General features: G+C 67.8%; 20 protein-coding genes. 9 read left to right on the forward strand and 11 right to left on the reverse strand.

Features of this window, described 5'->3' with window-relative positions; translation table 11 throughout:
* The 3 genes from ABD378_RS32935 to ABD378_RS32945 all read left to right on the forward strand — a co-directional run.
* A partial coding sequence (locus ABD378_RS32935; RefSeq protein WP_425583909.1) for a hypothetical protein occupies positions 1-242 on the forward strand: 242 nt, incomplete at its 5' end.
* Between the two features lie 2 nt (positions 243-244).
* Entirely contained in the window at positions 245-772 is a 528-nt protein-coding gene (locus ABD378_RS32940) for an SRPBCC family protein (RefSeq protein ID WP_344526947.1), read from the forward strand.
* Positions 769-1,152 carry a YrdB family protein gene (locus ABD378_RS32945; RefSeq protein WP_344526949.1) on the forward strand — a complete coding sequence of 128 codons (384 nt, stop codon included), beginning with the start codon at positions 769-771 and terminating at the stop codon, positions 1,150-1,152. The genes ABD378_RS32940 and ABD378_RS32945 overlap by 4 nt, the downstream gene beginning before the upstream one ends.
* Positions 1,153-1,217: 65 nt before the next feature.
* Here ABD378_RS32945 and ABD378_RS32950 read toward each other — a convergent pair whose 3' ends face one another.
* The 3 genes from ABD378_RS32950 to ABD378_RS32960 all read right to left on the reverse strand — a co-directional run bounded on the left by ABD378_RS32950 (position 1,218) and on the right by ABD378_RS32960 (position 4,767).
* Positions 1,218-2,990, reverse strand: coding sequence for a fatty acyl-AMP ligase (locus ABD378_RS32950; protein ID WP_344526951.1), 1,773 nt, complete (start codon positions 2,988-2,990; stop codon positions 1,218-1,220).
* A 17-nt stretch (positions 2,991-3,007) separates the two neighbouring features.
* Positions 3,008-3,799, reverse strand: coding sequence for a thioesterase II family protein (locus ABD378_RS32955; RefSeq protein WP_344526953.1), 792 nt, complete (start codon positions 3,797-3,799; stop codon positions 3,008-3,010).
* Positions 3,800-4,002: 203 nt separating this feature from the next.
* Positions 4,003-4,767, reverse strand: a complete 765-nt coding sequence (locus ABD378_RS32960; protein WP_344526955.1) for an AfsR/SARP family transcriptional regulator — start codon at positions 4,765-4,767, stop codon at positions 4,003-4,005.
* A 665-nt stretch (positions 4,768-5,432) separates the two neighbouring features.
* On the opposite strand from ABD378_RS32960, the gene ABD378_RS32965 reads away from it, so the two are divergent.
* On the forward strand, positions 5,433-5,672 hold the full coding sequence (locus tag ABD378_RS32965; protein WP_344526957.1) for a hypothetical protein: 240 nt from the start codon (positions 5,433-5,435) through the stop codon (positions 5,670-5,672).
* Positions 5,669-6,400 (forward strand): DUF6338 family protein, encoded by a 732-nt coding sequence (locus ABD378_RS32970; RefSeq protein ID WP_344526959.1) that lies wholly within the window; start codon positions 5,669-5,671, stop codon positions 6,398-6,400. The genes ABD378_RS32965 and ABD378_RS32970 overlap by 4 nt, the downstream gene beginning before the upstream one ends.
* Positions 6,401-6,676: 276 nt before the next feature.
* Here the strand turns inward: ABD378_RS32970 and ABD378_RS32975 are convergent, their stop codons facing one another.
* Positions 6,677-9,319: a CHAT domain-containing protein gene (locus ABD378_RS32975; RefSeq protein ID WP_344526961.1), complete on the reverse strand. Its 2,643-nt coding sequence runs from the start codon at positions 9,317-9,319 to the stop codon at positions 6,677-6,679.
* 416 nt (positions 9,320-9,735) lie between these two features.
* On the opposite strand from ABD378_RS32975, the gene ABD378_RS32980 reads away from it, so the two are divergent.
* On the forward strand, positions 9,736-10,371 hold the full coding sequence (locus ABD378_RS32980; RefSeq protein ID WP_344526963.1) for a hypothetical protein: 636 nt from the start codon (positions 9,736-9,738) through the stop codon (positions 10,369-10,371).
* A gap of 64 nt (positions 10,372-10,435) precedes the next feature.
* On the opposite strand, the gene ABD378_RS32985 is transcribed toward ABD378_RS32980, so the two are convergent.
* Positions 10,436-11,197 carry a hypothetical protein gene (locus tag ABD378_RS32985; protein WP_344526965.1) on the reverse strand — a complete coding sequence of 254 codons (762 nt, stop codon included), beginning with the start codon at positions 11,195-11,197 and terminating at the stop codon, positions 10,436-10,438.
* Between the two features lie 431 nt (positions 11,198-11,628).
* On the opposite strand from ABD378_RS32985, the gene ABD378_RS32990 reads away from it, so the two are divergent.
* Positions 11,629-11,832, forward strand: coding sequence for a hypothetical protein (locus ABD378_RS32990; RefSeq protein WP_344526967.1), 204 nt, complete (start codon positions 11,629-11,631; stop codon positions 11,830-11,832).
* Between the two features lie 84 nt (positions 11,833-11,916).
* Here ABD378_RS32990 and ABD378_RS32995 read toward each other — a convergent pair whose 3' ends face one another.
* The 4 genes from ABD378_RS32995 to ABD378_RS33010 all read right to left on the reverse strand — a co-directional run bounded on the left by ABD378_RS32995 (position 11,917) and on the right by ABD378_RS33010 (position 15,228).
* Positions 11,917-12,240: an anthrone oxygenase family protein gene (locus ABD378_RS32995; protein ID WP_344526969.1), complete on the reverse strand. Its 324-nt coding sequence runs from the start codon at positions 12,238-12,240 to the stop codon at positions 11,917-11,919.
* A 293-nt stretch (positions 12,241-12,533) separates the two neighbouring features.
* On the reverse strand, positions 12,534-13,649 hold the full coding sequence (locus ABD378_RS33000) for a pentapeptide repeat-containing protein (RefSeq protein WP_344526971.1): 1,116 nt from the start codon (positions 13,647-13,649) through the stop codon (positions 12,534-12,536).
* A gap of 338 nt (positions 13,650-13,987) precedes the next feature.
* Entirely contained in the window at positions 13,988-14,353 is a 366-nt protein-coding gene (locus ABD378_RS33005) for a DUF6313 family protein (protein ID WP_344526973.1), read from the reverse strand.
* Between the two features lie 650 nt (positions 14,354-15,003).
* Complete coding sequence (locus ABD378_RS33010) at positions 15,004-15,228, reverse strand: hypothetical protein (protein ID WP_344526975.1); 225 nt, start codon at positions 15,226-15,228, stop codon at positions 15,004-15,006.
* Between the two features lie 915 nt (positions 15,229-16,143).
* Between ABD378_RS33010 and ABD378_RS33015 the strand changes: the two genes are divergently transcribed.
* Positions 16,144-17,397, forward strand: coding sequence for a trypsin-like serine peptidase (locus ABD378_RS33015; protein WP_344526977.1), 1,254 nt, complete (start codon positions 16,144-16,146; stop codon positions 17,395-17,397).
* A 224-nt stretch (positions 17,398-17,621) separates the two neighbouring features.
* The gene (locus ABD378_RS33020) at positions 17,622-18,842 is read left to right on the forward strand and encodes a trypsin-like serine peptidase (RefSeq protein ID WP_344526979.1); all 1,221 of its coding nucleotides are present in this window, start codon (positions 17,622-17,624) and stop codon (positions 18,840-18,842) included.
* Between the two features lie 138 nt (positions 18,843-18,980).
* Here ABD378_RS33020 and hflX read toward each other — a convergent pair whose 3' ends face one another.
* Together hflX and ABD378_RS33030 are read right to left on the reverse strand one after the other, a co-directional pair.
* Positions 18,981-20,480, reverse strand: coding sequence for a GTPase HflX (gene hflX, locus ABD378_RS33025; RefSeq protein ID WP_344526981.1), 1,500 nt, complete (start codon positions 20,478-20,480; stop codon positions 18,981-18,983).
* A 181-nt stretch (positions 20,481-20,661) separates the two neighbouring features.
* On the reverse strand, positions 20,662-22,149 hold the full coding sequence (locus tag ABD378_RS33030) for a M1 family metallopeptidase (protein ID WP_344526983.1): 1,488 nt from the start codon (positions 22,147-22,149) through the stop codon (positions 20,662-20,664).
* Positions 22,150-22,242: the final 93 nt, after the last annotated feature.

The following is a 22,242-nucleotide window of genomic DNA, read 5'->3' on the forward strand; positions in this document are numbered from 1 at the left end:
CGCACGCCTCGGCGCACGATCCCGCGGTGCGCGGCGCGCTCGACGGCGCGTCCGGTTCCGCGTTCCGCGTCGCGGCCGGTGTGGTCGCGGCGGGTGCGGTGCTCGCGGCGTTCCTGCTGCCCGGCGCACGCGCGGACGACATCGGCGAAAGCCGAGCCGCCGAATCTCCCGAGGACCGGTCCGACGACCTTGCCGACGACCTTCCCGACGATCGGGCCGCCCCGGCCCACGGAGGTGCCTGACCATGACCGTGACCGAACACTCCTTGCTGCGCAGGGCGTTGTACGTCGGCCCACCGCTGCGCACCCTTCGGGAGCGGTACGCGAAGGGCGGTCTCGTCGACGCCGATGCGCCGGTGGTCGCCACGTGCCGGATCGGGGTCGCGGCTCCGCCGGGCGTGGTGTGGCGACTGCTGAGCGATCTTGACAACTGGCCGTCGTGGGTGCCCGGTGTCACGCGCATGCGCGCGGGAGAGCCCGGCGCACCCAGGCCCGGCACGGAGTTCCGGTGGAAGCTCAACGGGATGTCCATCAAGTCGACGATGGCCGTGGTCGATCCGGAACACGAGCTGTGCTGGACAGGGCTGCTCGCCGGCACCAGGGCCGTGCACCGCTTCCGCCTGACACGACTGCCGGACGGTGGTACTGAGGTGTACTCGGAGGAGTCCATCGGCGGCCCCCTGCTGGCTCTCTACTACAGCAGTGAGCGCCTGGAGCAGGTGCTCCACGACTGGCTGTGGGCACTCAAGAAGACTGCCGAGGAGACGAATTGAACACCATCGCCCTGGCCTACAACCCGGCCATGCTCCTGTTCCGCTTCCTGTTCGAGCTGTTCGCCCTCGTGTGCTTCGGTCTGTGGGCGTGGCGCAGGACACCGTCCCCATGGCGCTGGCTCACCGTCGTCGCGTTACCCGTGTTCGTCGGCTGGGCCTGGGGTGCCTTCGCCGTCTCGGGCGACGAGTCACGCTCCGGCGAGACCGACTACGAGACACCCGGACCCCTGCGCCTGATCCTCGAACTCGCCGTGTTCTTCGGGGCGGTCGCGGCCCTCTACCAGCTGGAGATCCGCAGGACCGCCCGCTGGTTCCTCATCACCCTCGTCGTCTACCACGTCCTCGCCTATGACCGGGTCTGGTGGCTTCTGACGAAGTGACCGTGTGACAGGCAGTGTTGAAGGGTGGCACCCCGCTCCGGGGTGCCACCCTTCGCCGTCAGGTCTCAGGCCCCTGCGGTACGCGCTCCCGCGACCAGCTCGGCGAACTCCGCTTCCACCACCGCGTGTACGGGATCAAGGGCGCCCGCGAGGAACCGGGTGCGCATCAGCGTCCGCTGAATCTTGCCGCTCGTGGTGCGGCCCACCGTCCCGGGCGCCACGAGCAGGACCGTGCCTGCGGCCACCCCGAACTCGTCGCTCACCACGCGGCGTACGCGCGCGAGCAGATCCTGGTGGTCGACGTCCGCCCCGCGGTCCCTGACCTCCTGCACCAGGACGAGGCGGTCGCGTCCGTCGCGGGCCGACGCGACCGCGAACGCGGCGCCCGTGCCCAGGACGGGGGCGGCCTTACGGACGGCGGCCTCCACGTCGTGCGGATAGATGTTCCGCCCGTTGACCAGCACCATCTCCTTGAGCCTGCCGGTCACGTACAACTCGCCCTCGTGCAGGGCCGCCAGGTCCCCGGTGCGCAGCCAGCCGCCCTCACGCTCGCCGTGCAGAGCGGCGCGGAACGCCTCGGCTGTCGCGTCCGAGTTGTCCCAGTAGCCGCGGGCGACGCTGGGCCCGCGCAGCCAGATCTCGCCGACTTCGCCGTCCGGCAGCGGCCGGCGGGTCGCCGGGTCGACTATGCGTACGTCGAAGTCCTCCGCGCTCACCCGTCCCGAGCTGACAAGGCGCCGCTGTGGCCCTCGTCCCGCCGCTTCGAGGCTGCCGAGCTCCAGGGCCGCCGTGTCGACGGCGCGGGTGACGGGGGCCTTCCCCAGCGGCGTACCCGAGACGAGGAGGGTCGTCTCCGCCATGCCGTAGCAGGGGAAGAACGCCTCCGGCCGGAATCCGGCACGCGCGAACCGTGCCGTGAAGGCCTCGATCGTCTCCGCGCGCAGGGGCTCCGCGCCGTTGCACGCCTGCTCCCAGTGGGACAGGTCGAGCCGGTCGATGTCCGCGTCCTTGACCCGGCGTACGCACATGTCGTACGCGAAGTTGGGGCCGCCTCCCATGGTCACCCCGTGGTCGGAGACCATCTCCAGCCAGCCGACGGGCCGTTGGAGGAAGGTCTCCGGCGCCATCAGTACGGAGCCGGTGCCCAGCCACAGCGGGTGCAGCAGATGCCCTATCAGGCCCATGTCGTGGTACATCGGCAGCCAACTGCCCATGCGGGTCCCGGCGTTCGAGCCTAGGGTGCGCTGGATGGCCGCCTCGTTGGCCATGAGGTTGGCGTGCGAGACCATGACGCCCTTCGGCGCGCTGGTGGACCCGGAGGTGTACTGCAGGAAGGCGAGGTCATCGGGGCGCACGGCGGGCTCACGCCAGGCGCCCGGATCGCCCACCGGGTCGGTGTCCGTGGCCAGGCACACCACGTCGGTGAAACCGGTGGCCGCGAGCCAGGCCTCGACCTCGGGCGCATGCTCGGAGCTGGTGAGCACCGCCGCGACCCGCGCGTCGGCGGCGATCCGTGACAGGCGGCTGAAGTGCCGCTGGTGGCCCGTCGGCAGCGGTGCGGGGACGGCGGTCGCGCCCGCGTAGAGACAACCGACGAAGGCCGCGACGAACGGCGTGCCTGGAGGTTCGAGGAGCAGGATCTGCCGCCCCGCGAAGCCCCGCTCCTGGATCCAGGACGCGATGCCCTTGGCGCGGCGGTCGAGTTCCCCGTACAGCAGTCGCTCCGGTATCAGCGGGCCGCCGTCGGCGCCGCCGCGCAGATAGAGGAGGGCCTCCCGCTCGCTGTTGGCGGCGGCGTTGTCCACCACACGCCGGGTGAAGGTCTCTTGGTGACTCATCGTCGTCTCTCCCCGTCTCAGGCGCTCAGTGCACCCGCGAGCGCGGGGACGGCCGCGTGGCGGCGCAGTACGGAGGCGAGTTCGCGCAGGAGGGTGTCCTCGTGCGCGCGGATGAAGAAGTGCCCGCCCGGCATGGTGCGGACCTCGCAGCCGCGTCCGGCGTGCCGTCGCCAGGTGACGACCTCGGCGACGGAGACGAGCCGGTCACGCTTGCCCGCGAACAGGTACATCGGCACCTGGATGGGCTCGGTGTCCACGCTCGCGGCGTTCCCGGTGCACAGCAGCAGGTCGTCGCGGGCGACGGGAAGGAGCGCCGACAGGAAGTCCGGGTGGTTGAGCAGGACGCTGGGGATGCCGCCCAGGTCCGCGAGGCTCGCCAGGAGTTCCTCGTCGCTGGCGTCCGGTGCGGCGATGTTGGGGGCGGGCAGATGGGGGGCGCGATAGGAGCTCAGGACGAGCGCCTCGGGCAGGGGGGCGCCGCGCCGTTGCCGTTGATGGGCCAGGGCGTAGGCGATGAGAGCGCCCATGCTGTGGCCGTAGAAGGCGTGCGGCGCGTCCAGGTCGTCGTCGAGCTGCGCGTCCAGGTCGTCGACCAGCGCGTCGAGGTCGGTGAACCGCGGCTCGCTCGCCCGGCCCTCGCGGCCCGGGAGTTGGACGGGAAGGACCTCGACGCCCGCACCGTGCGCGTCAAGGCCACGCTGCCAGCGGGCGTACGCGGAGGCGCCGCCACCCGCGTAGGGGAAGCAGAACACGCGCAGCCTGCCGCTTTCGGGGGCGTCGACTCGGTTCGTGGACAGATAACGGGTCATCGGGCTCCGCCTCGCTCGTCCGGATCGGTGTGCCGGCCGGTGCCCGCCGCACGCGCGGTTCCGACGACCGACCGGACGGGCGGTGTGCGGCCCGGCCCCCGTTGTGCGGGCGCGGGTGGCACACCTGCCCGACCGGGAGGGCGCGCGACGCTCACGGTGGAGCGAGCCCCCGGCCGGCACGAGCACCAGCGTGGAGGCAGTGACTAAAAGGCGGCAAAATTCGGGGCTTTGGAGTCAAGACCCGGGTCGGCGGCAAGGACGGACCGGTGGAGCCGCTGGAGCCGTGGCGACGGCTCGATGCCCAGCTCACGCGCGTACGCCTCGCGCAGCCTGCGGAACACTTCGAGCGCCTCGGTGGTTCTGCCGGACCGGTAGAGGGCCAGGATCAGCTGGCCGTGCAGATTCTCGTGGAACGGCAACCTGCTGGTGAGCGCGGTGAGTTCACTGACGAGTCCGGCGTGATGGCCCAGGCGCAGCTCGGCGGTGATGCGGTTCTCCTGTGCGGCGATCCGCAGCTCCTCCAGGCGCAGCGCCTCGGCACGCAGGAAGGGCCCGGTCCGCACATCGGCGAAGGCGACACCGCGCCACAGGGACAGCGCCTCTCCGAGCAGCACCGAGGCCGCTTCGTCCTCGCCCTCCGCCAGCGCTCGCGTCCCGGCCCTGGCGCGCTCCTCGAACTCGTGCGCCTCGGCCGTGACGCCGGGCAGTTCAAGCCGATAGCCGGTGTTCGCGAGACGCAGGATGTCCTTCGCCCCGCAGCCGAGCCCCGGCGCGAGCGCCACGGCGATGGACCTGCGCAGCTGCTTCACATAGGTCTGCACCACTCCGGACGGCCCACGCGGCGGCGCGTCGTCCCACAGTTCCTCGACGATCTCCCCCATGCCGACGGGCCTGCCCAGGTTGGCCCCGAGCAGGGCGAGAAGCTGCCGCGGTTTGGCGGCGCTCGGCACGATCGATGTCTCACCCACACTGGACACCAAGGGCCCAAGAACTCCGATCAACATCTCCCCCGCTCCTTTCACTCGCTGCCCTGACAGTGGCACGGGGCGGTGCGCGGCCACAGGTATCCGGCCACGAGGAGCTCATGAAAGATCGCGGGTGTTCGGTATGAGTAATTCATAGGGGACGTCGCCACGTCGGAGGCGCGGCGCAGGGGGCGGGGGGCTGGTCAAATCGGCACGTCTCCGGATGATTCCCAGGTCAGCAAGGTCGTAGCGAAACCGTTGCCGTTCCGAGAGACGCCCAGGTGCAGCACATTTGACATCCAATGACGACATCAGCTTGGTTCCGTCACTTGCCGGCGGCGGGTTGCCGTAGACCGACGGCAGAGGACGGTGGGCATTTCCTGGACTCAGACACAGGCTCGGACAGCGCAGAGGGCACGTCCAGGAGTGGCTGGCGGTGTTCGTCGCCCCACTGTCGAGCTGTTACTGCGACACGCTCTGACGGTGCAGCCCCGACAGCGTCCGCCAGATCTGGGTCCGTCTGCCCGACGGTCTGCGTTCGGCGCGAGCGAGCGAGGGCACCTGCGAATTGGTTCCGGTCCTCGTCCCGCAGACGGTCGGGGTGCCTCATCATCCAGCAGGCGAGCTTCCGGATGCCCGGCGGGACCGCAGACAGTCGCGGATGGAGGGTGTACCGCTTCGCCATCAGCCGAAATACCGGGTTCATCAGCGGCGACACCGCGCAGTTCACCGACCCTGTCGACGCCGACCGGCGCCTGGGCCGGCCGCTGGACCAACGCCAGCGCCGGATCCACAATCAAAGGCGGGCGTTCGACTACCTGTACCAAACTCCCCGCGAAGGCAGACAAGCACGCCTACGCTGGAATGTGGGCCACAACCGTGACGGGGCGAAGGGTTGCAGCGGATGACGCAGGCTCCCTCCACAACGTTCCAGCTCGCCGTACTGATCTTGTTCGTCCTCCCCGGAGCCGTCTATCAGTTCCTCCGGGAACGCTGGCGTGGCCCCATTCCCCAGGAGCGCACGCTGAGTGAGCGGATACTGCGTGCACTGGTTGCCTCCGTAGTGTTGGACACGGCGTACCTGGTGGCCGTCGGGCCCGAAGTGCTGCGGCTTGTACGGGTTGGGCAGGGCGGGCTGCTGCACGGAGACGTGCCAGACGAGCGACTCCGGCTGGTGGGTCTCGTCGGGCTCGCACTGTTTGTCGCCGTACCTGCGGCGGCAGCCGCCGCCCTCTCGCTGAGGCAACGCCGTCAGCTGCGCGCCCGCTACCAGGGGACCCCTTCGGCCTGGGATCACATCTTCCGTGACCGCCGCCCGTGCTTTGTCCGACTCCGGCTCCGGGACGGCACCTGGGTGGGCGGGTGGTACGGGAACAAGTCGTACGCCACCTCCTATCCGCAACCGCGCGAGCTGCACTTGGAGTCGGCGTGGCGGATGCGCGATGACGGCAGCTTCACCGAGCGCGTCGAGGGAACTGCTGGGCTGCATGTGCGTGGTGCGGACGTAGACATCGTGGAGATGGTCGATCCACCGGCTTCGGCACCTGAGGTTGTGCCCGCACCACGTGATGGCGCAGCGGATGTGCGAACCGGCGAGCGCGATACGCCCGAGGGGCGCCAGACAGTCGGCAGCTGAGCCGGAGAAGTGACAGCGCAAGGAGGAAGCCTTTCATGGCAGACGAGTCCGACGAACGACAGCCGGAGTTGACCCCTGCTGAGCGGAGACTGCTGCAGGGGTCTGCTGAGATCCGCGGCTACTCTCCGCGGACCCAGGTGGTGGAACCCACACGGGCGCCCGCCGGACGCGCGAGCGCTTCGCCCGGTAGTGGGCCCGCCGACGCACCGGAAGCTGACGGTGACAGGGACGAGGCGGCGCCACCGCACGGAGACTGACCCAACTCGCCAGCCTCGCCTACGCACCGAAGTGGACGTGTCCCGCCCACACGGCTGGCAGGCTCGGGAAGCTCGCGCGGGCTTTCAGCGTCGCATGGCGAACGGCGGTCGCGGCGTCGAGTCGGGCACCCGGCGTGTGGGTGGCGTGGATGTGGCGGTAGAAGTCCTCGGCGAAGGAGTACGCAGCTTCGTCGGCCAGAGGCCACAGGGCGGCTACCACTTGGGGGAAGCCGGCCAGTTGGAAGGCGGCGGCGAGGTGGAGGGATTCGTCGGCCAGGCGTGGCGAAGTCCGCGCCGAGTCACATGTGGACAGATACGCCATCTCAGGCGCGCGCACCCGCTGCTGCAGCTCTCTCCCTGCTCTGAGGCCCTGCTGCAGAGCAGACACGTCGGCGACGGTGAAGGGGCGATGCTCGTGGTCGTGGAGGAGGAGCCTGCTACGAGAAGGCGACTCGGTGTCCGTGTGGCCGTGGCAAGCAAAGTGAACCCAAGATCTGCCCGTGAGCTCAGCCTCCACCCGTCCGCGTGTGGCCTGTTCGCGTACGAGTACGCGGGCCGTGGGGAACAGAGAGCTGATGAGGCGGGCTTCACGAGTGGCGTTGCGTAGTTCATTCGCGCCTGGCGTCTCGGGGAGTGCGACGACGAGCGGATGAGGGTGCCCGCCTGACCCGGACTGCGTGGCGGAGCGAACCGCCGCGAGGGTGCGCACTGTTGGCACGTACGAGGAAGTGACCCGGTCCAGTACTGTCTCGGGGCGGGAATGGGTAGGGGCGGCACGATGGTGGCCGGCTGCGTGGACTGGGAGGAAGGTAAACATCCCGGTCGGTACCCACCACACGCGCGGCAACTGCCCAGCGATGCTGTCGGGAAGGGAGAGGGACTTGAGGATGGGCTCAGCAACGGCGTCCCAGAGCCAGGCGAGCACCTCGTGCACGGCGGGCTGGGCATCCCTGTCAAGTACCCGATTGGGAGCGACGGCCTCCAGCAGGGTGGCCACCCGCTCTACGACAGCCTCCGATGAGGCCCCTGGCAGCGGCACCGTACGCACTCCGTCGACCGTCAGTAAAATCGCATACCCCCGCTCGGGGGCGCTAAGGAGATAGACCACCGGGCCCTGCGCGGCGTGTGACAGCAGGTCGTCGATGGAGGGCGGGCGGGCAAAAGCCTCGAAGCCTTCGTGCGCTCGGATGCGTTCGAGTACGCCCTCGTGCGTCTCGCGTTGCCGTCGGCGCTGTGACAGTGCGGTGCCAGTGTCAAGGGTGTCCGCGGCCTGACTCAATTCAGTCGCGAGATCGGGGAGTTGGCTGCGGAGTTCTGTCAGGTCGGAGGGTGTGGAGAGAGCTCGGGTGAGTAAGATGCCGCGTCCGCCCTCGAGTAGACGCAGGGCCTGGTCCGGCGCGTTCGCCGCCAGTGCGCAAGAGGCGGCAAGGGAAGCGACTCCGTTCCACTTGCCGAGACGGTGTTCCTGGTCCTGGGCGGTCAGTTCCCGGCCGGCGACGTGCGGCAGCAGTGCGACGGCTGATTCAACGGCTTTCACTGCCGTGTCGTATTCGCGATGGTCCATCGCAATCTTCCCGGCGGTAAGCCAGGCTACGACGCGGAGCGGCGCCTCGGCCGCCGTGTGGAGCGTCGCAGCCTGCGCCTCAGCGATCGCCCGTTTCAGGTCGGCACGCTGGCGGAAGCGCTCGTAGCGGTGGCCAAGTGCCTCCGCTAATGCCAACTGTCCTCGGATCCGTAGTGCGTCGTCCGGCGCAAGCCCGCGCACCGCAAGTTCCGCTTGGCGGATGGCGCCGTCAAGGTCCTCTGTATCGCCGCGCCGTTCGTATCGGGCACGCAATGCCAGCGACAGCTGGCGGTGGGCCGAGTAGCCCTGCGGGTGTTTGGCAGGCGCCGCCTTGACCGCGCGCCGCCCGTAGTCCACAGCCTGGTCGATGGCAAGCAAACTGCCGCGCTCATTGGTCTGAAGAATCCAGGAGCCCAGAGCGAGCAGGGCTGCGATCCCTTCGTCGCTGCGCCGGGGCACGGTGGCCAGGATCTCCTGGCCCAGCCTGATGGCTTCATCTCGGTCGGAGGGGTTGCCGTCGCGTTCGAAGCAGTCCGCCAGGATATTGCTCAAGATTTCAAGGCAAGTCGGTCGGAACTCGTGCCCTGAGGGCGCGGCCCTGGCCGCTGCCCGACCGGCTTCGAGGGCCCGTTGCAGGTCGGCGTAGTCGCCGACGTGACCGTAACGCACTTGCAGGCCGTGGCCGAGTGCGACTAGGAGGCGTGCTCTCTCTGGTACGTCATGCGAGGTGTTCTCAACTGCGCGTTGCGCGACATCGATGGCCCGGTCCAGGTCATCGGGATTACGCAACCGGTCGTATCTGCCTACGAGTGCCATCACCAGCGACACCGCAAGGCCCGCCTGGTGCCGGCTGCCGTGGGAGTGCTCGACCGCCTTGCCCAGCCGATCGATTCCGACACTCAGCGCTGCCGCGTCCCGCTTATGGTCGAAATCGGCAAGCAGCTGCTCCCCTTGCGCGCCCAGGTCGATCGCTTCAGCGATTCTGGCTCGTTCACTCCATGCAACGCCGACGCTCAGTAGCTGCCCTCGGCGGTAGCGCCAATACGCGAGTGCCGCAGCAGGAGGGAGAGAGGCCAACACGGTGACGGTGGCCCACATTGGAGCATCACTCCGGGCGAGCTCTTGCAATGCCGAAGCCATCATCATGCATCCAGCGAGACTCCCGCCGGCACGGATGTGCAGGGGCGGATGGCGCCCCCTGATCAGCCAGGGCCCAACAGTCATCAAGGCCCCCCAAAGCAGGGCTAATTGCCATAGCATTCTCCACCCCAATACAGTCGAGCCACTCGCGGATCCACGAATGGAAAAACCGGTTGCACGGGTAATGAATGGGGGCTGATGTGATGCCCGGTGATTGGACCGACCAGCTGGGCTCGCCTGGCGATGATCTCAGCGGGCACGAAACTTTGGGCGAGCTCGTCCGTGGCGTTCTGATCGACGCAGGCGGAGGTGGACCCTCCCCTGAGGACTTCCTCGCCGGGCGCGGTATACCCCACCCGCCTCTTGTCCACGACATGAGAGCACTGCGCGAGGAGCTCACCCAGACCGTGAACACCCTGCTCCCAGGAGCCCAGGGCGCCGCGCCCTGGCTCATCGCCGGCATCTTCAACCAACTGGCCACGATCCCCGCCCTTGTGCCCACCCTTGAGCCACAAACCCGCCAACACCTCGCTAGCGCGATACTGACCAGCGCATATCTCTATCCGATCTGGTATGAACTCGATGCGCAACGCACGCCGCCAAGCCCGCAGAGCCGCGCGGATATGGACCACGTGCACTCTGGCACCCTGTCCCCCTCAGAGGAACTGAGCATCGTGAAGGACACAGCAACCAGGCAGGTGAATCGCCTTCTCGGAGGCTACTTCTCCACCCGCCAGAGGCTACGAGAAGTACGCGCAGCGCAGGCTGAAATGGTACGCGGCCTAGCCGCGGAGAAAGCTGTCCCCTACTCGTGCGCGTCCGGCGGCTGGCTCTTGCTGGCATCCGTGTATGCGCTGCACGAGCACCCGCTCCTGGCCCGTCCCGGAAGGAAACGCCGGCGCCTCCCAGGAAACCGCAGCCGGGCAGCCGCAGAAGGGGTGGCCTTCGAGATCGGCGAGTCACTGGCACTCGCCACCGCGCTCGGCTTGCTGGAGGCTGAGGCAACCTAGATGCTCGTCCCACGGACTGGGATACGCGGCGCCCGACGAGACACGACGCACCGTCCCCTCACGCTCACCAAGCATGGGGGTTGCGTTGGCGCTCTCGCGCCCTCCGCCATGGGGGCTCCTGCGGCACCCGACGCTCTGCCAGCACCCCAAGGACGCAGATCAGCAGCAAGGAGCCCACCACCGGCCACGGACGCGTGTCATCAGCCCAGTCACCGATGCTCCGGCCTTTCCAGGCTACGAGAGTCAGCGTCGCCGTCCCGACAACGGTCATGAAGCAGCCATCGCCGAACGCAAGGGCCGCAAGCAGCGCGGCTGAACACGTCATCAGGAACCATCCCGCCGCGCATTCCGTCCCGTTGTCCCCTACGAGCAGCCATGTGGCGCCGCCCACAGCAAAGACCGTGGCTACAACCTGCCTGAGGGACTTAAGGCGCCAGACGGGCGTACTCACCGAATCTTCGAGGCGAATCTGCCGCGCCTGCTCTAGATGGCGATCCATTGCCTCGCGCCACCCCTCGTACGCCGTGAGCCCGAGGGATGCTCTGCGTGCGAGAGTGTCCCCCTCGGCACCGAGGGGGACATGGCGTATTGCCTGGATAGTGACCAGCAATTGCTTGTTTTCTGCCTCAGCAGCGGCCCTGATCTTCGCGAGGTCTTGCTGGGCCCTGGGGGCGTGTGCGTGCCGTCGTTCCCGGTCAATGTCCTTGAGCAGGCCACTGCCGAGCATCATCATCGCTTCAATCTCTAAGTTCCCTCTCAGGATGAAGCCATGGACAATCCTGCGCCAACATAGGCGCAAGGCCCGACCAGGCAATGACAGCAGCACACTCGCCCTCCTCCGACTCGTCCCTCCCCTGAGAGCCTCGCCAAGTCACCCTCAAAAAAGGGTAGTTGAGGGGTGCCTGCAGTAACCCCCGTTCTCCAACTCCGCAACGAATCCCCGGTCGCCGCGGGAAGAGAAACCTGCTCTTGTACGACACTGCACAGAACAAAGGTCTGGCTGGAGATTGCCAAGACCGCGCTCGACCTGCTGGCCTCGACGTCCATCGTCGCCAACCGCCAGCCGAGTCGATGGGAACCTGCCACCTGCGGTTCTGTATCTTCTCCACGGACGCTCAGCTCCTCACCACCGGACGCCACCGCACCCTCCTCCACGCCTGCCACGCAACCCTTCGAACAGCGCGCCTGCCAAAACCTGGCTGCCCAGCAACGGCCGGGTCCGTCCAACAGATAGGCGGCGCAGTGAGGTTGGCGATCATGGTCACCTTGGCCGCCCGCCTCAACGCCTCCCTGGCCGACTCGGCCGAAGCACTGCACGCCGCGACGGAAGGCTTCTCACTCGCGCTCACCATCGCCGCTGCCCTCCTCGTGCTCGGCGCCGTCCTCATCGCCACACTGCTCGGGAGCCACCGCTCAGGATCCGCAGCCGACGCCCGCGAAACTCCAGCACAGTACGGATAGCGGCACGTGACCGCCTCGCGGCTGCGAGCTGGGATCCGCCGTTTGGCTCCTGAGCAGAGCGGCTTCGGCGCAGGGCGAGAAGGATCAGCAACACGAAGGCGGCGAGCTCGGTAGCCGTGCGTGCGTGCGTGCGTAGTTGAACGCCTCCCAGCGAGCCAGGATCTCCGCGTGATCGGCTGGTGCCGAGGCGGCCGCCCACTGCTTAATACGGCCGTTGATCGGGACGTTGCCGAGACGGGTAATCAGGAAGGACGCGACAGCAAGGAGTCCAGCCCCGTCGGCCAGTCGCCTTGAGGTGCCACGCGTCACGGCGGCAAGCGCGAAGGCGCTGAGCGCCGACATACCCATGGCGCCTTGCATGGTGATGCCGTTCATCTGCATCAACTGGGCATGGAAGGACAGCCTCATGTCGAGCGGTGCGGTGTTGAAGGTGGGAACGAGATTGGGTGTGGTTCCTCTGAAGTGAAGCGTTGAGCGGGGTAACGCTGATCGGAGTGTGCTCGAACCGGCCCGTCTCTACCCTGGCGGAGGAGGAGGGGGCGACTTCCAGCCCAGTGGTGCCGACTCGACGAGCTCAAGCTCCTCGTCCACGGGCATTTCGCCGCCGGCCTGAGGGGAAGGCGATCAGGGATCCCGACTTCTCCTGAGTGTCTCGCCGCACGGCAGTCGCTCAGACCGGACTCCGACAAGCCTCTTGATCTCTATCGAGCATTGGCACCGAAACGGTCCGGAGCTGCGGTGTCTTGCACACGAAATACTCCCGGCCGCACTTCTTCGGAGCGAACGTGAACCTCTGCGTCGAAGCCGACTGGCCACCGCGTTTCGGTGTTCCACTCGATTCCGGGAGCGAGTTGGAGGCCGTGGGCGTTGGTCAAGTTCGCACCGCACAGGATCGCACCGATCAGGACCGAACTGCTCAGGTTCGCACCGTCCAGGGAAGCGTCAGCCAGGTTCGTGCCAGTCAGGTTTGCACTGCCCAGGTTCGCACCAACGAGTTCTGTGTTGTTCAGGTTCGCTCCAGCCAAGGAAGCGCCAGTCAGAGCAGCGGCCGTCAAGGACGCACCCGTCAGGATCGCATTCCCCACGTTCGCGCGGGCCAGCGTCACGTCGGTCAGGGTTGCGCGGGTCAGATTCGCGCCGACCAAAGTGGCACCGGTCAGATCCGCACCAGTCAGGTCCGCGCCGGTCAGATCCGCACCGGTCAGGGTTGCGCGGTACAGATTCGCACCCGTCAGAGTCGCACCGGTCAGGTTTGCGTCGGTCAGGGTTGCGCGGGTCAGATTCGCGCCGACCAAAGTGGCACCGGTCAGATCCGCGCCGGTCAGGTCCGCACCGGTCAGGTCCGCACCGGTCAGGGTTGCGCGGTACAGATTCGCACCCGTCAGAGTCGCACCGGTCAGGTTTGCGCCGACCAGCGTCGCACGGACCAGAACCGCATGGAACAGCGTCGCACGGGTCAGGTCCGCATCGGCCAGATTCGCCCGGAACAGCGTCGCACAGAACAGGTTAGCGCCGGACAGGTTAGCGCCGGACAGATCCGCCTCAGCCACATTTGCTTCACGTAGGGCGGCCCGGTACAGATTCGCACCCCGCAAGGCTGCGCGTTGGAGTTGGCGCGGGCGGTCCGACTCCGGGCGAGCGGCCACCAAGCGATCGGCTTCGGGAACAGCCTGGGTGGGCGCATCAGGGGCGCTGGAGCGTCGGGCGATGGCAGTTGCCGTGTCGTTGAGTGCGGCGGTGGGGGCGCCGGGGCATGCGAGATAGAGCAGCCCACGAACGACGTCGGCCTGTCGTTGGGTCTCGGTGTCGTCCACCACGTCTCCAGACTAAAGGCGCGCAGGCAGCTGGTTGTGGGTTTGACAGACCGGGCACCGGCCAGCAGCGGGGTCGAGGGCGAGAATCCGGGCAAGAGCCTGGAGCACGTCGGTAGCGGCGTTCTCCGCACGCCGCTCTCGCTCACGGAGGCTTCTCGCACCTGGTGCAGCAGCCTCCTGCAGAATTAGAGACTGGATCCGAAGAAAGTGCTCCTCCGCGACCTTCCAATCCGGTTCGCAGTGCTCAGTGTCGACCGTACGGGGGTGAGGATGAAGCCCGCCGAAAGCAGTGACGGCCTCGGCGATGCTGCTGCCCTGCTGGTGAAGCTCATGCAGAGTGATCACATGCCGTCCTCCTCTTCGTCGGAGGACGAACGGCTGCGGTTGATGAGCTGGGCCACTACTTCGTCGATGTCACGGTTCTGATGGCTTTGGATCTGGGCGGAGATGACGTATCCGGCCGCGCCTCCGATGAGCGCGGGCATTGCGGCCCAGCCAGCCACGGACAAGAGCCATGCCGCCCACTGTGGGTCCGCAGCAGCCGGAGAGGTTATGCCAAGCAGGACCTCATACGCAGCCGTCCACCCCATCAACGCCCCATTGAGGATGAACAATCCCGCGCACGGCGTGAGCAGCCAGATGGCGCGGGTAAGCAGCCAATATGGGAGGCGGCCAAGAGCGTGTCGCCGCTCCCACCAAGCAGCCATCTGATGCCCGGTATCGGGCGGAGGCGGAAGGGACGAGGACACGCAACCACAGTAGGAGATAACGCATGCCTGCAACGCCTGACTCAGCAAATACCGTCCGCACTCTGGTGCTTGGCGAGCGGGCCAAAGACCAACGAGCGGGCCCGGGTTGGGATCAGACAGGAGGGAATGGGATCAAACAGCCCTCTGGCGCCTTACAGCGAACTGGTGGCACACCTCTCACTTCAGTGCGGCCCTGCCAGCCTCCTCGAATCATCACGTAACGGCATCAGACAGGGCGTAACGCTCAGTCAGTTGTGGGGTGATGCGGGCACAGATCCGCTAGGCGGGTGTGAGCCGAGTGTCAGCAGCTCAACGGGGGACCCGCTTCTGTAGGACCCATACGTAGTGCCACTTGTCTTGCGGGCGCCTGGATTTGATGTCGGAAAACGCCTGGATGGTTGGCCAGAGGCCGGTTGCGCCGGCTGCAGCCGTGGCGCTGATGGTCAGTGCGTTTTCGAGGGCGTCGGGGCGGACTGCGGCTAGGACGGCACTTGTCGTGCTCAGCACGGCGCCGACGCGGGTGAGGGCCTGGGGCCGGGCAACTCTGTCCATCTCGGCGGTAACCGCGTCCACCTGGTCGCTGATAGTGAGCGCGACTCGTTCTAACGCTACCTGGGAGTCGACGGATTCCAGCGCGCCAGTGAGTTCGTGGAGCTGAGTGCGTAGAAATTTGCGGACTTGATGTAGGAGTCGAACGCTTCGCTGGTGACTTGTGCAAAGTCACTGAGGGTGAGGCCGTCGAGCAAGGGAAGATCGATTTCAAGCACTGGCCGGACCACGCGGCTGGCGCGTGGTTTCTGCTGCGACAGATCCACAGCGCGGCCGTTCTCCACGAGGAAGTCGATGGACCGATCGATTAGCGTGGGTGCTCCGGGTCCCCGGTTGCCGCGTCAGAATGTCTTCGAAGTGGAGTGCCGTCTCGCCCTTGGTGAAGACTGGCCCATACCAGATCAACCCTTTGCGCAATCGGGGTTCGGCTTCTAGGAGCCACTGGCCCAAATCGGCGAGATCCTGGGTCACCATCCCATAGCACGTCGAGCTGGTGGTCGCCCCACCCGCCCTGGGTTGCTACCTCAGTCGGCAGCGACCAGGCGCTCTTGGGAGGGTGAGCTGCTCCGGGCTCTGCTGGAGCACCCCACGACCTACACCACGCTGCCCCTTCGTGTTGAGCGGGTCGTTCCCTATGTCGAACGGCCGGTCATCCGCTTCACCGAAGACGCGGATGCCAACGGCCTGACCGACCTCATCTCCTGGGGCGTGTTCCCAACGGGCGGTGAACACGACCTAGAAGGCGTCAAGTCAAGGGGCTGCGGATCCTCGACGCCAAGCACGGCCAAATCGATGTCGGACGGCTCGGCACGACGCCCGAGCCCAATCGAGGGCTACACAAGTCCGCACTCACCCGCTTCCCGAGCGAACCAAGAGCCCTCGGGAAGCGGGGGGTCAGAGGTTGATGTCAACGCAGCTGCTGACATCAGCCGTTGACATCAACGGGATCCGACATCTACCGACAGGCTCCGACACAAGGAGACGTCAAATCGGCACGTCTCCGGATGATTCCCAGGTCAGCAAGGTCGTAGCGAAACCGTTGCCGTTCCGTCGGCAGTCCCCCACGGCACCGGCATAGTGTGGGGTGCCGTTCATCCGCAGCAGGGTGTGCAGCGCCACGGTAGTTCGGTGGTCAACGCGCCCTGCGGCACGCGGTGTCCGGCATGCGATCGATCTCGAAGCCCAGGGGGAATCTCTCTATGCGACCCATACGCCCGCTCAAGACCGCCCGTCGTGGGGGGAGTGCGCGCGGCAGAACCTCCCCTGTGGCGGCCGCTGTCGCCATCGGCGCGGCGCTCGTTCTGACCGCGACGGCCTGTGGCCCGAGCGAGGACAACGCGGGCGACGAACCGTCCGCGTCCCAGCCCGCCGACGACGCCAACGACGGTAACGGCGGCAACGACGACGGCAAGGTCACGATCCCCGACGACCTCCAGGACCGGCTCAAGGAGCACGGCATCGACCTGGACAAGTGGAGGGACGGGGCCTGGAAGAACTGGGACAAGGACGACTGGCTCCGCGAGGCCGGTGACTACGTCAACCCGATCATCGACGGCCTGTGGGACTCGGACCGCATGCGGGACGCGGACAAGAACCCCGACCGAGGTGTCGACGACAACGACATCTCCGGTGACCAGGGCGTGACCGACCCGACGCCCGAGCCGGTGGAGGCGGCGGCCCTGAAGACGCCGTACGACGCCAGCGCCCCCGCCTCGGGCAAGCTGTTCTTCGACGGCCCCGAGGGCTCGATGGTCTGCTCCGCAACCGTCGTCAAGGACCCCGCGCACCCGGGCAAGTCCAACATGGTGTGGACCGCGGGCCACTGCGTGCACGCCGGCTCCGAGGGCGGCTGGTACCGCAACATCGCCTTCGTCCCCTCGTACAACAACTCCGGCAAGTCGGCCGCCGAGCTGCAGAACGCCCCCAAGGAAGAAGTCGCTCCGCACGGCGTCTGGTGGGGTGACTGGGCGCAGACCTCCGACCAGTGGATCGAGCAGGGTGGCCCGACGGGCGGCAAGGGCGCGCCGTACGACTTCGCGGCCATCCACGTGACGCCCGAGAAGGGCAGCGAGGGCAAGTCCCTCGAGGAGCAGGTCGGTTCGGCGCTCCCGGTGGACTTCAACGCCCCGGCCGTGCCCCAGATCGCGAACATGACGGCGACCGGCTACCCCGCCGCTCCGCCGTTCGACGGCCAGAAGGCGTTCCAGTGCGCCGACAAGCCGGGCCGGCTCTCGATCAGCAAGCCCGAGCCGACGATGTACCGCATCGGCTGCACGATGACCGGTGGTTCGTCCGGCGGTGGCTGGGTCGCCAAGGGCTCGGACGGCAAGCCCGCCCTGGTGTCCAACACCTCCATCGGCCCGGTGACGGCCGGCTGGCTGGCCGGTCCGCGCCTGGGCAAGGAAGCCAAGGGCATCTACGGCGCGGTGAGCAAGAAGTTCGCCGACAAGTAGTCGCCTGGCGTACGACACCTGATGCACGACACCTGATGCACGACGCCTGATGTACGACGGCGGGGTCGCCGGAAACCTTCACGACCCCGCCGTCATTCATCCTCAATCACACAGGCATAGTGGGGTGTTGCGTCGGCGGGGAGCTCCCGGAGCCTCCGCGCCCACACATGACAAGTACATGGCAATTGCAGCAATCACGCGTTCAATTCGGGGGTTACAGCAGCATGCGTTCCACTCGTGCGCCCTTCGCGCGCAGTCGCGGGCGGCGTCTCGCACTCGCCGCCACCGGGCTCGCCGCCACTCTGGCACTCACCGCCACGGCCTGTGGTCCCAGCGACGACAAGGCCAGTGACAAGGCCGGCGCCGACACCTCGCAGGGTGCCGACAAGGGGTCCGACACCGACACCGGCTCCGATGCCAAGCTGCCCGGCGACATCGCCGACAAGCTGAAGGACCACGGCATCGACCCGGACAAGTGGAAGGACGGGGCCTGGAAGAACTGGGACAAGGACGACTGGCTCCGCGAGTCGAAGGACTTCGTCAACCCGGTCATCGAGGGCCTCTGGAAGCCCGAGCGGATGAAGAAGGCCAAGGACCCGAACAAGACGATCGCCGCGAAGGACGCCCCCTCCGACCAGGGCGCGACCGATCCCGAGCCGTCGCCGGTCCAGGCCAAGCGCGAGAAGACGCCGTACCACGAGAACGCCGCCCCGGTCGGCAAGATCTTCTTCGACTCCCCCGAGGGCTCGATGGTCTGCTCCGGCACGGTCGTGAAGGACCCGCGCAACCCGGGCAAGTCCAACCTCGTGTGGACCGCGGGCCACTGCGTGCACGCCGGTTCCGCCGGTGGCTGGTACCGCAACATCACCTTCGTGCCGGCCTACAACGACCTCGGCAAGTCCGAGGCCGAGCTGAGCAACGCCGCCCCGCAGGAAGTCGCCCCCTACGGCCAGTACTGGGCCGACTGGGTCTCGACCTCCGCCGAGTGGATCGACGAGGGCGCCGCTTCGGGCGGTGCCGGTGCTCCGTACGACTACGCCGTGATGCACGTGAAGCCGGAGCAGGGCTCCAAGTCCCTCGAGGAGACGGTCGGCAACGCGCTGAAGGTCGACTTCTCGACTCCGTCGGCGCAGAGCGTGAGCTCGATGGGCGCCTGGGGCTACCCCGCCGCTCCCCCGTACAACGGCCAGATCATGCACAAGTGCATCGACAAGCCGGGTCGCCTCTCGCTGACCTCCACCCAGCCGACGATGTACCGCATCGGCTGCACCATGACCGGCGGTTCGTCCGGCGGCGGCTGGTTCCGCATGGTGGGTGGCAAGACCCAGCTGGTCTCGAACACCTCGATCGGCCCGGCCGAGAACACCTGGCTGGCCGGACCGCAGCTGGGCGCGGGCGCCGAGCAGGTCTACGACATGATGAGCAAGAAGTACGGCTCCAAGTAGCCATACGGCGGGAAGTAGTCGTACGGCGGGCGACCGCCGCACCACGCACATGACGCGGCGAAGGCCCGCCCCCTACGAGAGGGGGCGGGCCTTCGTCATGTGTTCCGCGTGAACCGCGCCTGCCGGGAGCCGCGTTGTTCAGCCCGCGACCGGGACGTACGGCGCGAGGTCCGCCGCCAGTTCCTCGTGCACCCGCGCCTTGAGCAGCGTGCCATCGGCGGTGTGCTCCTCGGAGAGCACCTCGCCCTCGGCGTGTGCGCGCGAGATGAGCTGGCCCTGCGTGTACGGCACGAGAGCCTCGATCTCGACCTCGGGCCGCGGCAGTTCGGCGTCGATCAGCGCGAGCAGTTCTCCGATGCCCGCGCCCGTGCGCGCGGAGACCGCGATCGCGTGCTTCTCGTTGCGCAGCAGCCGCTGGAGGACCAGCGGATCGGCCGCGTCCGCCTTGTTGACGATCACGATCTCGGGCACGTCGGTCGCGCCCACATCGCGGATCACCTCGCGCACGGCGGCCAGCTGCTCCTCCGGCACCGGGTGCGAGCCGTCCACCACGTGCAGGATCAGGTCGGACTCGCCGACCTCTTCCATGGTGGAACGGAACGCCTCGACGAGGTGGTGCGGCAGATGCCGTACGAACCCGACGGTGTCGGCCAGGGTGTAGATCCGGCCGCTCGGCGTCTCTGCCCGGCGCACGGTCGGGTCCAGGGTGGCGAACAGGGAGTTCTCCACCAGGACGCCCGCGCCCGTGAGGCGGTTGAGCAGGGAGGACTTGCCCGCGTTCGTGTAACCGGCGATCGCGACCGAGGGCACCTTGTTGCGCTTGCGCTCCTGGCGCTTGATCTCGCGGCCCGTCTTCATCTCCGCGATCTCCCGGCGCATCTTCGCCATCTTCTCGCGGATCCGACGGCGGTCCGTCTCGATCTTGGTCTCACCGGGACCACGGGTCGCCATGCCGCCGCCACCGCCGGATCCGGCGCCGCCCATCTGACGGGAGAGCGACTGACCCCAGCCACGGAGGCGCGGGAGCATGTACTGCATCTGGGCAAGCGCGACCTGCGCCTTGCCCTCTCGGGACTTGGCGTGCTGGGCGAAGATGTCCAGGATCAGGGCGGTCCTGTCGACCACCTTGACCTTGACGACGTCTTCGAGGTGAATCAGCTGGCCAGGGCTCAGCTCACCGTCACAGACGACGGTGTCGGCCCCGGTCTCGAGGACGATGTCACGCAGCTCCAGGGCCTTGCCGGATCCGATGTACGTAGCCGGGTCGGGCTTGTCGCGGCGCTGGATGACGCCGTCGAGCACGAGCGCACCCGCCGTCTCGGCGAGGGCGGCCAGCTCGGCGACCGAGTTCTCCGCGTCCTGCACTGTGCCCGAGGTCCACACGCCGACGAGCACCACTCGCTCCAGACGGAGCTGTCGGTACTCGACTTCGGTGACGTCCTCGAGCTCGGTGGAGAGTCCGGCGACACGGCGCAGGGCCGCGCGCTCGGAGCGGTCGAACTGTTCGCCGTCCCGCTCTCCGTCGTGTCCGTGGCTCCAGGCGACGTCCTCTTCCATCAGGGCATCGGCCCGAAGACCTTCGGGGTAGTTCTGCGCGAGGCTCTGCGCGTCCTGGGAAGGGGAAGAAGAGGAGGTCATTGGATCCTTACGTCGATGGGATTCGTCATAGTGCTCAACGCTCGGGGCCGCCCCGAGATTCCCCGGGCCGGCCGGCGGGGGCCCTGAGATCACCCCGAAGGGTTTCCCCGGACCCGCGGCGGCGCCGACCTGAAGATGGTTGCACGGAACGGCCCGTCTCGTCACGTGGGTTATTTCCCGGTTATTTCCCTGCGGGAGCCGCCTTACGCCAGTCCGGATGCCCCGGCATCGGCGGCGTCTTCGCGCCGTACAGCCAGGCGTCGAAGAATCCGCTCAGATCGCGGGCCGCGGTCGCCGAAGCGAGCCGCACGAAGTCCGCGGTCGTCGCGTTCCCGTCCCGGTAGGTGTGCACCCAGGCCCGCTCCAGGCGGTCGAAGTCCCGCTGCCCGATCTCCTGGCGCAGCGCGTAGAGCACCAGAGCGCTGCCGTCGTACACGACCGGGCGGAAGATGCTGATCTTCTGGCCCGGCGCGGGCCCCTTCGGCGCGGCCGGCGGTCCGCCCGCGGTGCGCCAGCCGTCCGACTGCCGGTAGGCCTCCCGCATCCGCTTCTGGAGCGGCTTCTTCGACTTCTCCTCGGCGAAGAGGGCCTCGTACCAGGTGGCGTGCCCTTCGTTGAGCCAGAGATCGGACCAGGAGCTCGGGCTCACGCTGTCGCCGAACCACTGGTGTGCCAGCTCATGCACCATGATCGAGTCCACGTACCACTCGGGGAACTCGGGCCGCTTGAACAGCTCCCTCTCGAAGAGCGAGAGGGTCTGCGTCTCGAGCTCGAAGCCGGTCTGCGCCTGCGCGATCAGGAGCCCGTACGTCTCGAAGGGGTAGCGGCCGACCTTCCCCTCCATCCAGTCGATCTGGCCCGGCGTCTTCTTCAGCCAGCGCTCCATCGCCTTGCGGTCCTTGGTGGGCACCACATCGCGTACGGGGAGGCCGTGCGGCCCGGAGCGGTGCACCACGGTGGAGCGGCCGATGGACACCTGCGCCAGTTCCGTCGCCATGGGGTGGCGGGTGCGGAAGGCCCGGGTCGTGGTGGACCCGGTGTGCGCCGTGGCGACGGGCAGGCCGTTGGCGACCGCGGTGAGCCCCTTGGGGGTGGTGATGCGGAACGTGAACTGTGCCTTGTCGGCGGGGTGGTCGTTGGACGGGAACACGCGGTGCCCGGCATCGGCCTGATTGGCCATGGCGAGCCCGTCGGCCGTGGGCACCCAGCCGCCGTCCCGGTCCTTCGTGGGCCTGGGATCACTGGTGTGCCGGACGGTGATCCGCATCTGTTCGCCCCGGTCCAGCGGCCGCGACGGCGTGACGACCAGGTCCTCACCGGTGGACTCGAAGCGGGCGGGGGAGCCGTTGACGGCGACGGAGCGGACCTTGCCGTGGGCGAAGTCGAGGTTGACCCGCTGCAGCGGGGCGATCGTGCGGGCGTCGATCACCGTCACGGCGTCGAGCGGCTTCTTGTTGTCGCCGCGGTACGTGAAGGCGATGTCGTACGACATGACGTCGTACCCGGGATTGCCCAGGTGCGGGAAGAGCCGGTCGCCGATGCCGAGCGGCCTGGCCGGTGACGGCGCGCTCGCGGCGAGGAGGGTGGCGGAGGTGGCCGCGGCCAGGAGCGCGGTCGTGATGCGAAGGGTCTTCGGCCGCGAGGCCTTGACCCGGGGGGTGAGCAGCATGAACCACCGCTATCAGCGCGGACCTTCCACACCGGTGTCGGCGCGCGCCACGCCACTCGAACGAGTCGCCTACAGGCGGCTGAGCGACGCCGG

This window comes from Streptomyces rectiviolaceus (assembly GCF_039533825.1).
Taxonomy (GTDB): Bacteria; Actinomycetota; Actinomycetes; order Streptomycetales; family Streptomycetaceae; genus Streptomyces; species Streptomyces rectiviolaceus.

Excerpts from the sequence above, each read along its gene's own strand:
- ABD378_RS32940 (WP_344526947.1), top strand. The coding sequence starts at position 245 with ATGACCGTGACCGAACACTCCTTGCTGCGCAGGGCGTTGTACGTCGGC.
- ABD378_RS32950 (WP_344526951.1), bottom strand. The coding sequence starts at position 2,990 with ATGAGTCACCAAGAGACCTTCACCCGGCGTGTGGTGGACAACGCCGCC.
- ABD378_RS32955 (WP_344526953.1), bottom strand. The coding sequence starts at position 3,799 with ATGACCCGTTATCTGTCCACGAACCGAGTCGACGCCCCCGAAAGCGGC.
- ABD378_RS32970 (WP_344526959.1), top strand. The coding sequence starts at position 5,669 with ATGACGCAGGCTCCCTCCACAACGTTCCAGCTCGCCGTACTGATCTTG.
- ABD378_RS32975 (WP_344526961.1), bottom strand. The coding sequence starts at position 9,319 with ATGTGGGCCACCGTCACCGTGTTGGCCTCTCTCCCTCCTGCTGCGGCA.
- ABD378_RS32980 (WP_344526963.1), top strand. The coding sequence starts at position 9,736 with ATGAGAGCACTGCGCGAGGAGCTCACCCAGACCGTGAACACCCTGCTC.
- ABD378_RS32990 (WP_344526967.1), top strand. The coding sequence starts at position 11,629 with ATGGTCACCTTGGCCGCCCGCCTCAACGCCTCCCTGGCCGACTCGGCC.
- ABD378_RS32995 (WP_344526969.1), bottom strand. The coding sequence starts at position 12,240 with ATGAGGCTGTCCTTCCATGCCCAGTTGATGCAGATGAACGGCATCACC.
- ABD378_RS33005 (WP_344526973.1), bottom strand. The coding sequence starts at position 14,353 with ATGGCTGCTTGGTGGGAGCGGCGACACGCTCTTGGCCGCCTCCCATAT.
- ABD378_RS33015 (WP_344526977.1), top strand. The coding sequence starts at position 16,144 with ATGCGACCCATACGCCCGCTCAAGACCGCCCGTCGTGGGGGGAGTGCG.
- ABD378_RS33020 (WP_344526979.1), top strand. The coding sequence starts at position 17,622 with ATGCGTTCCACTCGTGCGCCCTTCGCGCGCAGTCGCGGGCGGCGTCTC.
- hflX (WP_344526981.1), bottom strand. The coding sequence starts at position 20,480 with ATGACCTCCTCTTCTTCCCCTTCCCAGGACGCGCAGAGCCTCGCGCAG.
- ABD378_RS33030 (WP_344526983.1), bottom strand. The coding sequence starts at position 22,149 with ATGCTGCTCACCCCCCGGGTCAAGGCCTCGCGGCCGAAGACCCTTCGC.